The sequence below is a fragment of the Bacillus sp. LL01 genome (assembly GCF_001037965.1).
Genome location: NZ_LFEL01000044.1, coordinates 1 through 9713, shown reverse-complemented (window position 1 = coordinate 9713; position 9713 = coordinate 1). Strand labels below are relative to the sequence as shown.

Here is a 9713-nt window from a genome sequence, read left to right as displayed (position 1 = left end):
CTGGGGATGAGCTTTAAATCCTAATCGTGTAAATAATAAATCAGAATTAGCATGTCCACCTTTTCCATAAAGCCTGATTTCTTCTTTTCTAATCCAGATTACTGCCMAATGTCCATGAGTGGTGATAGATTGTWATTGGTTGTTTGCCCACCATTCTAGCGACCGTACTTCACGGATAATTTCATCAACATACTCACTTCTATCGATGATGTTAGCAATCTCTATTAAATAATTCTCCCATTGAGTCTGAAAAGGGAGTGTATGGACATTAGTATGATGTGTCCATAAAACCGATAGCTTCTCTTCATCACGTAAAGGGGTTTTAATAATTAGATCCGGGCTTAAAGAGACCACTTCTTTGGGAGAGCAGCCATCTTCAGCATTAATAATTAAACTTCCAACCATCTCATTTTTGTAATAACTCGGCAGTCCGCTTGAATGAAATAGTGAGGGATATCCCATGGAGAGAATAGGTTGAACCCCTAAAGCTAGTAAATGATCTTGTAGAAACAATTGACTAACTACTGCTACTCTTTTTTTTATTCTTTTTAAGAAAGTAGTCGGTGATACTCCCGTTCTTTTCTTAAAAAGCTTACTAAAATAAAATTCATCTTGTAGGCCTACTTGAAGAGCTATCTCTCTTAATGTCACGGTTTGCTGTTGAATCATGAGCTGCTTTGCTTTGTTTATCCTCTCATTATTCAAAAAATCTTTAGGCGAATACCCCGTTTTTTTTCGAAATGCTCTAGAAAATGAAGCCGGAGTCATTCTCGCTTTTTCAGCAAGATCGGCTACTGTAGGAGCATCCACTAGTTGCTGACTTAGTTGAGACGCAATTTCAACCATTTCTTCCTTTATTATTTGATTCTCTTCTGTAAGTTGAGCTAATAGATTCCACCATGCCGATTGTTTTTGACAATAATGAGAGAACGTCCTACGGCAATCCCTTTCTAAAAGAGGTGCCCATAGTGGAACTAATTTTGCAGTTCGCTTATTAGTAGCTACTTCAGGAAATTTTTCATCCTCACTTAAACCTTCACTAGATCCCACTGCGCTATATACAATACTTCTTGTCACAGCATATGCCTTAAACAGGTGTGTCTTCAACCACCGTGCTTCTCCTTCTTGTATGGTTTGATTCCTCGAATTTTGTTCATATTTAATTTGACCAGTCACTACATAGATTAAAAGACTTTGATCACTTCCGAGTTTTATATCTATATCTCCTCCTTCTTCTAGCTTGTGAGAAGAAGCGGATATGAAAGTAGAAGAAAAGAGTTTAGTTTTATTCATTTTTATTAACTCCTCCAAATTTTAATTGACAATATTACCAAAATAATAGTAGATTTATATTCGATCATACCGAAAATGATAATCATTTTCACTACTTTTTTTGAAAAAGGTGGATACTACTATGCCTTCATTAGTAAAAATGTCTAGAGAGCAAGCTATGAATTCACGCCCATTAATATGGTTGCTAATTGGTTTAATTGGAGTAGCAATTAGTATTACTATCTCCATAGGATTAGGGGCTGTGTGGATCCCCCCCTCGGTTATTATTGAGTCCTTTACTTCTTTCAACCCAGAACTACTTGAACATCACCTTATTTTTKAAGTAAGGATTCCAAGAGCTTTAACAGCTGCCTTAGTAGGAGCTGCACTAGCCATTGCCGGTACTCTTATGCAAGGAGTAACCCGCAACCCTCTTGCTGATCCTTCTATTATTGGGATCACACAAGGGTCTGGACTTGCTATTGCCATTGCTCTATCCTTCTTTTCTAGTATTTCCTATTGGGGATTATTAGGATGGTCGTTTATTGGTGCTGCCCTTGGCGCTGTTTTAGTATTGTTATTTACAATCATCTCCAGGGAACAGCTATCCCCTGTAACACTTACTTTAGCCGGGGCTGCTCTAAGTATGTTATTTAGTGCATTATCAACTGGATTAGCTCTGTATTTTCAGGTTGCCCAAGATTTAAGTTTTTGGTTTGCTGGAGGACTATCTGGCTCTAAGTGGGTGCATGTATACATACTGTTTCCTATCACGATCACGGGATTGTTAATCGCTCTAATGATGAGCCGTTCTTTAACGACTTTAACAATGGGAGATGATATAACTACTGGGCTGGGACATTCCCTCCACCGCGTACGTTGGTTTAGTATCACTGCTGTAGTACTTTTATCTGGAGCTGCTGTGGCTATTGCCGGAGCCATAGGGTTTATCGGCTTGGTAGTTCCTCACATTGTACGTTCCTTAGTAGGAATAGATTATCGCTACATTCTACCAACAAGCGCTGTAATTGGTGCTTTCCTCCTTATCATTGCGGATATCGGTGCTCGGATGATTAATCCTCCATTTGAAACGCCAGTAGGGGCAATCACTGCTATTATTGGAGTGCCATTTTTTCTTTACTTAGCTCGCATGAAAAGGAGGAATGTTTAATGGAATGGATCGCAGCCTTTAAAGAATCAAAAAAACCATTCTTGGTGATTCTGTTGTTCATTTTAGGTACTTTTATTTTCAGTCTACAGACCGGCGTTTTACCTATTAGTATTAGCGAGATTGGAACAACATTGCGAGGAGAAGGAACTCCTCAACATGAACTTATCCTTTTTCAATTAAGATTACCTCGTATGATAATAGCCCTTTTAATTGGAGCAGGACTTGCCGTTTCAGGGGCAATCCTGCAGGGCCTTTCTCGCAATTCATTAGCCGATCCAGGCATCCTGGGAATTAACGCGGGGGCAGGACTTGCCGTTGTATTATGTATTTTCTTATTTAAAGGCAACGAAGCTCTAGGAATTTTCCAATCTCCTTTTATGTTACCGTTATTTGCCTTTTACGGGGCACTAACGGTTGCAATGCTGATTTATACATTTTCATGGAAAGATGGCGTCGACCCTGGGAGATTGCTGTTAATAGGRATTGGTTTTAATGCTCTATGCGGAGCTTTGCTCATAATTGTGCAGCTGAAAATGGATCCTAGAGATTTTCAGGAAGCAACCATTTGGTTAACAGGGAGTATTTGGGGTACACAGTGGCGTTACGTATATGCCCTACTTCCCTGGATTGTGGTATTGCTACCGTTTGCTTTTTTCAAAGCAAAAACATTAAACTTATTACAGATAAGTGATCCAATTCCTTACTCATTAGGTATGAATGTTGAATTCGAAAGAAGGCTGTTACTTAGTCTGGCTGCGGCATTGGCAGGAGCTTGTGTAGCTGTCGGAGGAGGTATTTCGTTTTTAGGTTTATTAGCCCCGCATCTAGCTAGACGCTTAACAGGGCCAAATTATTACAGTCTTTTGCCTGCTTCTGCTCTAATCGGGATGCTGATTCTTCTTTTAGCAGATATGATCGGAAAAAACATCCTTGCTCCGGCAGATATTCCAGTAGGTATTGTCATATCGATTATCGGCGCCCCTTACCTTATATACATGTTGCTCAATCGCAGAGGTTCTGGCTTTAAAACATAATAAAGACCCATCCAAAAGGATGGGCTTTTGTTATTTAGTAAGTGCTCTGTATTCTTTTTGTCCAATGACATGGTAGACATCTTGACTTCCTTCAATTATAAACTCTGGCTTTGGTTTACCTCGATTTTCTCGGTGTCCAGCAAGATGTACTTCACTCGTTTCCCATGCTTTCCACGCTTCTTCAGATTCCCAACGAATGAGGACGAGTATCTCTACATTCCCCCTTCGCTTTTTCTTTTGTAAAACGGTTAAATCAAGAAATCCAAGCTGCTCCTCAATGATCCCAGGGGTAGAAAACTTGTCAACCACTTTTCCGGCAAACCCTTCCTCTACTACAAGTGTTTTAATTTGTGCAAACATGAATTATTACCTCCTTCATATGTATAAAATCATTATAATTGATATAGATTATCATTTTCAATTAAAAAAATAGAAAAAGCGCCTTTAAACCTGGCGCTTTCTAAACTTCTCCTATTAGTCCTATATCAGGTAAAATACCTGCCTGCCCCGAAACCCAGTTAGCTGGGACGTCTTGCCCCGTTTCTTGATTGTACGTCAAACCTTGTAGCAATCTTAAAATTTCAAAAGCATTCCTGCCAACTTCCGGAGGATAAACGAACTTAGCTTTGATCACACCTTGTGGATCAATGATAACAGTTCCTCTCATAGCAGCTCCCGCAGTAGGATTTAAAACTCGATAAGCTCTACTAATCACTTGGTTTCGATCACTCACAAGAGGGTACTGAACTCTTGCTGCATTCGGTGAAACTTTTGTAAAAACCTTATGAGCATAAACACTATCCGTACTAATTCCTAAAACTTCAGCTCCTAGTGCTTGAAACTCAGGATAAAGAGCAGCGACCGCTGCCAACTCAGTCGGTCATACAAATGTGAAATCACTTGAGTAAAATAACAGTACGGTCCATTTCCCTCGGTAATCAACAAGATTAACCTTATTAATTGAATCTGTTATAGCATGGTAAGCCTCTGCTGAGAAAAGTGGTGCTACATCATTGGTCTGTGCACAAAAAGGAACTTCGCAACGATCAACATCATTAACAGTAAACTCTGCTTCTTGTGGTTGTCTCATCCTCTCACCTCCGTTCATTTTATTACTGTATGATAATTCCCACGCGTTATGTCACTTTCCTCGTGCTGAACCAATAAAAAAAGCTCCTTTTCTAAGAAGCTTTTTTCAAATAGTGATCTACCTTTTCCCAAACAATAAGCTTTTCTAAGAAGATGGAAATCACGACGCCCATGATTAAGCCGTTTGATAAGATTGGTTGAAGTAGTATAGGAAAATCACTGAAGGCTTGAGGAGAAATCGTCATTAAACTCACTCCAATTAATAAAGGACCAGCAAGCCTGAAGATGGTGTTAGATGTAAATATTTCTCCTTTTAAACTATTAAATGCCGTACCAAACAGCTGTAAATAGGCAACGAAAAGAACGGCACTCCCCACTGAGATTGGCAAAGTAATTAAAAAGGCTGTAACTGTTGGAATCAACCCTACTAACGATAATAAGCCCCCAGCAATTAAAAAGGGTTCTTTTTTATAAATCTGAGTACTTTGCAAAAAGCCAATTGACGATGTAAAAGGTGTATATGGTACAAGGCCAAAGCCCGAGACAATAATCGAAAAGAAACCAGTCCAAAAAAATGAGCGCTTATATTGGTTCTGGTTAGGTACCTCTTTGAAGAGTTCCGCAGCTGCTTGAATCGAAGCAACAGTATTTGTTAAATTTAATATACCTGCAAAGAAAGCAACAGCTATAATCCCATACTCTAAATTCGGTGTACCAAGTGGAAACAACGCAACGGAAAATCCTTGTGTAACTACAGACTCTGCTTCATTAGGAAATAACCATACATAACAGATCCATCCCACTACTATTCCAATCAGAATCGAGAAATTGCTTATTGTTTTAGAGCCCTTAATTTTCAACACACTTACAAATATCACAAGCACTAATGAAAGGATACTAACTGGAATATTAATCTTTCCTTGTTCTGTAATACCAAGCATCCCTTGAAAGAATACAAAAATTAATTGAAATGTGAGTAGAAATAAATAAACACTCATCACCATAGGCGTAAAGATCTGTTGTACATATTGAATTAAGTTCAAAAGCACGAGTAATATGGTTACCAAGCCAGCCAACAGAATGCCAGTTGCAAGGCCCCCACCTATTTGCGAATAACTCATTCCCATCGCTGAAGCTGATAACCCTAAATTCAGCATAACACCCCATAACAGCCCTGAGTGCCCTTCCATTAAAGGGTAGCGATGTCCAAATAAACCTTGAATCACACAAGCTAAGCCTGTAAAAATAAGCGAACCACTGAGCATAAGCTTTACCGTATCAGGTGGCACTTCGAAAGCTACCGCTATAGAAAGGGGGACAACAATGGTATTGGCRAAGATAAAAAACAACCACTGTACAGATGAGGTTAATGTAAAAGCTGAAGTCCAATTTTTCATGTGATCACCCTACTTGTTTGTTATCTTTTAAGGATAACTTTATACAGTCGAAAAAAGAAAGTCTTTTATTTTCAATTAAAGGGATGAACTGACAGCAATTCGCTCTCTTCGTTTCATTTGAGAAAAATAAGGGTAACGATTAGAAAGATAGCATGAAATCTTAAGGGATGTTGGTATACTATATAAAGTGCTTATAAAGGAGGCGTTTATATGTTAAATGAGAAATTACTTGATGCTTTAAATGAACAAATGAACTATGAATTTTATGCCGCCCATACTTAYATGGCAATGGCAGCTTATTGCTCATCAGAAAGTATTGATGGCTTTGCTAATTTCTTTTTAGTTCAAGCTGAAGAAGAGCGGTTTCACGCGATGAAATTTTATAATTTCATTAACGCTTTAGGAGAGAGGGCRACCATTACTGGATTCGAAACCCCTAACAATCAATTCAATTCAATTTTGGATGTATTTGAAAAAGCTTTAACCCAAGAAAAAGAAGTAACCAAACGAATTTATCAATTATCTGACTTAGCTTGGGATACAAGAGAGCACGCTACGATTAACTTTTTAAAATGGTTTATTGAGGAACAAGTAGAAGAAGAAGATATGTTTGATAGTATTATTCACAAGTTAAAACGGATTGACGATGATAGTAACACGTTCTTCATGATGGATGATGAATTCTCAAAACGATCGTTTACTCCTGATGAGTAAGAATAAATAACCCCCACAGAATATATTCTGTGGGGGTTGCTTTTAATCTAATCGTTTGACATCTCAACTGTCATTTGTTTAATAATCTGCTCTTGTCCTTCTACAGGAGCATCTCCCCTTACCGTGTCCACTGTAACAATCTTATCGACAACATCCATTCCTTTAATGACTTTACCAAAAGATGCATATTCGCCATCTAAAGAAGGCGTATCGGCCACCATAATAAAGAATTGGGAGCCGCCTGAGTTGGGATCTTGAGATCGTGCCATTGAAATCACTCCACGATCATGCTTTAAATTATTTTCAAATCCGTTACTACTAAATTCACCTTCAATCGAGTATCCAGGACCTCCTGTACCATTCCCGTCAGGATCTCCTCCTTGGATCATAAACCCAGGAATTACCCGATGAAAAGTCAATCCATCATAAAATCCTTCTTCAACAAGCGATACAAAATTTCCAACGGTCTTTGGAGCGACATCAGGATAAAGCTCAATTAAAACTTCTCCACCATTCTCCATTTCCATTGTCACAATAGGAGAATCCGCATCACTTGCAACTTCATCGCTACCTTGTTCGTCTGCTTCATTCATCTCTTCATCACTAGATTGTCCGCATGCAACGAGCATCATCAATGCGATCATTAAAAGACACCAACGTAACACCATCTTTTTCATCAATTAAAACCTTCTTTCCTTCATAATCCTATTTATTATACTACAGCTTGATCATTCTCTACATAATCATATTTCCACCAAACTTACTCTWCAGCACCTGTAACATCATACAGTTCAATGTCAATTTCAGTTGGCTCTTCTAACGCGAGCTTTGCTAACTCGCCTCCAAGATAAGGTCCAGCTGTTAAACCAGATGCGCCAAGTCCATTAGCAACAAAGACCCCATCCCAATTAGGAAGTGGCCCGATAATTGGCAAGAAATTAGGGGCAACCGGCCTAAACCCTACTCTTGTTTCAAGAACCGTACAATCTGCTAAGCCTGGAGCTATGCTTAAAGCTTTATCAAAAACCTCATACATGCCACCTAGAGTAGGTCGCCTATCATAGCCTTTCTCATCTTCGTGTGTAGCACCTATTACAATCCGACCATCTTCAAGTGAGAGTATATACTGATTATTAGGCGGCATGACAACCGGCCAAGTAAATGTATCTACATTTGGTAATTCAAGATGAACGATTTGAGCTTTTTGAGGTTCGATCTTAAAAGTAACACCAAGTGGCTGAAATAACTCTTTTGCCCAAGCACCTGCGGTAACGATTACCTGATCAGCATACATGGATTCAGCCCCGAGCTTTGCCCCACGTACTTGATTACCCTCATGAATTAAATGAGCTTCTCCTTCAAGATAGGTTGCTCCATACTTCTTTGCAGCATTAATTAAGGCTTCCCTTAAAGCTCGTCCATTCACCCTAGCAGCACCACTTACATGCACAGCTCCGTAGCCGTCGGCAAGCACAGGTAGTAGCTCTTTTGCTTCTATTGGGGATAAGCGAGTAATCTCTCCAATTTCAGGAGCATCCTCTAATCGAGCTCTAGCTCTTTCTTCCATTTTTATAAGTTTACTTTCATCCGTATGAAGACTAATCGCACCAACCTTCGCATATCCCGTTTCTGTTTCGCCCAATTCCTTTAATTCATTAATTAATTCCGGGTAATACCTCGCTCCATTTTTAGCAAGCTGATACCAAGCTTTATTGCGACGTTGTGTTAACCATGGACAAACAATGCCGGCTGCCGCATCGGTCGCTTGACCTTTATCTCCGCGATCGATGAGCGTGACCGTTGCACCTGCTTTGGCTAAATGATAAGCCGTAGACGCTCCAAGAATTCCAGCCCCAACAATAATATATGTACTCATTCTCCACACCTTTTCTAAATCAGTTTATAGTAGTAGTGTACAAGAACATTCCAGACTCTACAATCAACTCAAGAGCCTACTTAGTTTTCCGATCTAAATAGGCTCTCTTCATCCATTAAATTGGTGGAGAAAATTGAGTATCTTCATAGAAATTTGCTAGTGGTTTTTTAACATCTATCGGGAAGACTAATTTTCATAAACTCCAAGTCATCAAGCATTAATTCTTACTATTGTACCATTGGGAACGATTGATCCCAATTCCTCGACGTCTTGATTGTACATACGAATACACCCTCTAGATACTGCCTGACCAATTGAAGCTGGATCGTTTGTACCGTGTATTCCATAACTTTTCTTAGACAAAGATAACCATAGAGTACCAAACGGGCCTCCTGGGTTCGGTTGGCGATTAACAATAATAAAGTTTCCAACAGGTGTATCAAATAGCATACGCCCAACAGCAATCGGATAAACCTTACGTATTTGACCGTTTTCATACAAAGTTAATGTTCGACTTCCTATTGACACTTCAATCATAAAAGGAATCTGGTTAGGATCTGGTATGCCTGGAATGATAATAGGCTGACCAACAAAGATTAAATTTGGATTTTGGATGTTATTAGCTTTTACAATAGTGACATATGGAGTGCGGTAATCTTCAGATATGGAAAATAACGTCTCACCTGGTTTAACAATATGCTGATACATAAAAAAACCTCCTACTCATAAAGGTATTGTTTTATCATATGAGCAGGAGGTAGCTATTTAGTTCATCGATACAAAATATTACGCTTTCTATTTTGATAAAAGCAACCCTTAATAAGAGACTCCTTTAACTTCTTATCGTAATGGAACTATGTTACAGTTAAGAAAAGGAGGTTTTTCTATGCAGCCAACTGAATGGATATTAAACCATAATCAAGAACAAATAATCCTACAAGCCAATAAACTTACTCTTTTTCAACAGTGTAAAATTATTGAATGCGTGGGGTCTGATAACCTTCACTATTTGCTATTTTTTCATAAAGACGACTTCTTAACGGTGCAGCCATTAGTTGAATTTGACCAAGCTTCATTCTTAGGGCACCTAGAGCAAAAAGGATCATGTATTCATGCACCTAGCCCCCTCTTCTCACTGCTGCTCCCTGCTGCTATCTCCA

General features: G+C 39.0%; 11 protein-coding genes. 4 read left to right on the top strand and 7 right to left on the bottom strand.

Annotation, left to right across the window (positions count from 1 at the left end; genetic code table 11):
• The coding region (locus AB685_RS23215; RefSeq protein ID WP_053073928.1) for a helix-turn-helix domain-containing protein at nucleotides 1–1293 on the bottom strand (1293 nt) is incomplete at its 3' end.
• Between the two features lie 121 nt (nucleotides 1294–1414).
• Here AB685_RS23215 and AB685_RS23210 point away from each other — a divergent pair.
• Together AB685_RS23210 and AB685_RS23205 are read left to right on the top strand one after the other, a co-directional pair.
• A complete protein-coding gene (locus AB685_RS23210) occupies nucleotides 1415–2443 on the top strand; it encodes an iron ABC transporter permease (protein ID WP_047972951.1) in 1029 nt (342 codons plus the stop codon).
• Nucleotides 2443–3477 (top strand): iron ABC transporter permease, encoded by a 1035-nt coding sequence (locus tag AB685_RS23205; protein WP_047972950.1) that lies wholly within the window; start codon nucleotides 2443–2445, stop codon nucleotides 3475–3477. Before AB685_RS23210 ends, AB685_RS23205 begins: the two co-directional genes overlap by 1 nt.
• A 30-nt stretch (nucleotides 3478–3507) precedes the next feature.
• Here the strand turns inward: AB685_RS23205 and AB685_RS23200 are convergent, their stop codons facing one another.
• The 3 genes from AB685_RS23200 to AB685_RS23185 all read right to left on the bottom strand — a co-directional run bounded on the left by AB685_RS23200 (nucleotide 3508) and on the right by AB685_RS23185 (nucleotide 5963).
• Nucleotides 3508–3837, bottom strand: a complete 330-nt coding sequence (locus AB685_RS23200; protein ID WP_047972949.1) for an antibiotic biosynthesis monooxygenase — start codon at nucleotides 3835–3837, stop codon at nucleotides 3508–3510.
• A gap of 100 nt (nucleotides 3838–3937) precedes the next feature.
• On the bottom strand, nucleotides 3938–4567 hold the full coding sequence (locus AB685_RS23195) for a peroxiredoxin (RefSeq protein ID WP_241773371.1): 630 nt from the start codon (nucleotides 4565–4567) through the stop codon (nucleotides 3938–3940).
• Between the two features lie 91 nt (nucleotides 4568–4658).
• A complete protein-coding gene (locus AB685_RS23185) occupies nucleotides 4659–5963 on the bottom strand; it encodes a uracil/xanthine transporter (RefSeq protein WP_047972946.1) in 1305 nt (434 codons plus the stop codon).
• Between the two features lie 210 nt (nucleotides 5964–6173).
• Here AB685_RS23185 and AB685_RS23180 point away from each other — a divergent pair, with 210 nt between their 5' ends.
• On the top strand, nucleotides 6174–6677 hold the full coding sequence (locus AB685_RS23180; RefSeq protein WP_047972945.1) for a ferritin: 504 nt from the start codon (nucleotides 6174–6176) through the stop codon (nucleotides 6675–6677).
• A 47-nt stretch (nucleotides 6678–6724) separates the two neighbouring features.
• Here the strand turns inward: AB685_RS23180 and AB685_RS23175 are convergent, their stop codons facing one another.
• From AB685_RS23175 to AB685_RS23165, 3 genes are all read right to left on the bottom strand, one after another.
• A complete protein-coding gene (locus tag AB685_RS23175; RefSeq protein ID WP_047972944.1) occupies nucleotides 6725–7354 on the bottom strand; it encodes a peptidylprolyl isomerase in 630 nt (209 codons plus the stop codon).
• A gap of 83 nt (nucleotides 7355–7437) precedes the next feature.
• Complete coding sequence (locus AB685_RS23170) at nucleotides 7438–8553, bottom strand: FAD-binding oxidoreductase (protein ID WP_047972943.1); 1116 nt, start codon at nucleotides 8551–8553, stop codon at nucleotides 7438–7440.
• Nucleotides 8554–8763: 210 nt separating this feature from the next.
• On the bottom strand, nucleotides 8764–9261 hold the full coding sequence (locus AB685_RS23165) for a L,D-transpeptidase family protein (RefSeq protein ID WP_047972942.1): 498 nt from the start codon (nucleotides 9259–9261) through the stop codon (nucleotides 8764–8766).
• A 178-nt stretch (nucleotides 9262–9439) separates the two neighbouring features.
• Here AB685_RS23165 and AB685_RS31920 point away from each other — a divergent pair.
• The coding region (locus AB685_RS31920; RefSeq protein ID WP_047972941.1) for a hypothetical protein at nucleotides 9440–9713 on the top strand (274 nt) is incomplete at its 3' end.

What these genes read in the sequence shown, in the direction of transcription:
- AB685_RS23200 (WP_047972949.1), bottom strand. Translation starts at nt 3,837, where the DNA reads ATGTTTGCACAAATTAAAACACTTGTAGTAGAGGAAGGGTTTGCCGGA.
- AB685_RS23175 (WP_047972944.1), bottom strand. Translation starts at nt 7,354, where the DNA reads ATGAAAAAGATGGTGTTACGTTGGTGTCTTTTAATGATCGCATTGATG.
- AB685_RS23165 (WP_047972942.1), bottom strand. Translation starts at nt 9,261, where the DNA reads ATGTATCAGCATATTGTTAAACCAGGTGAGACGTTATTTTCCATATCT.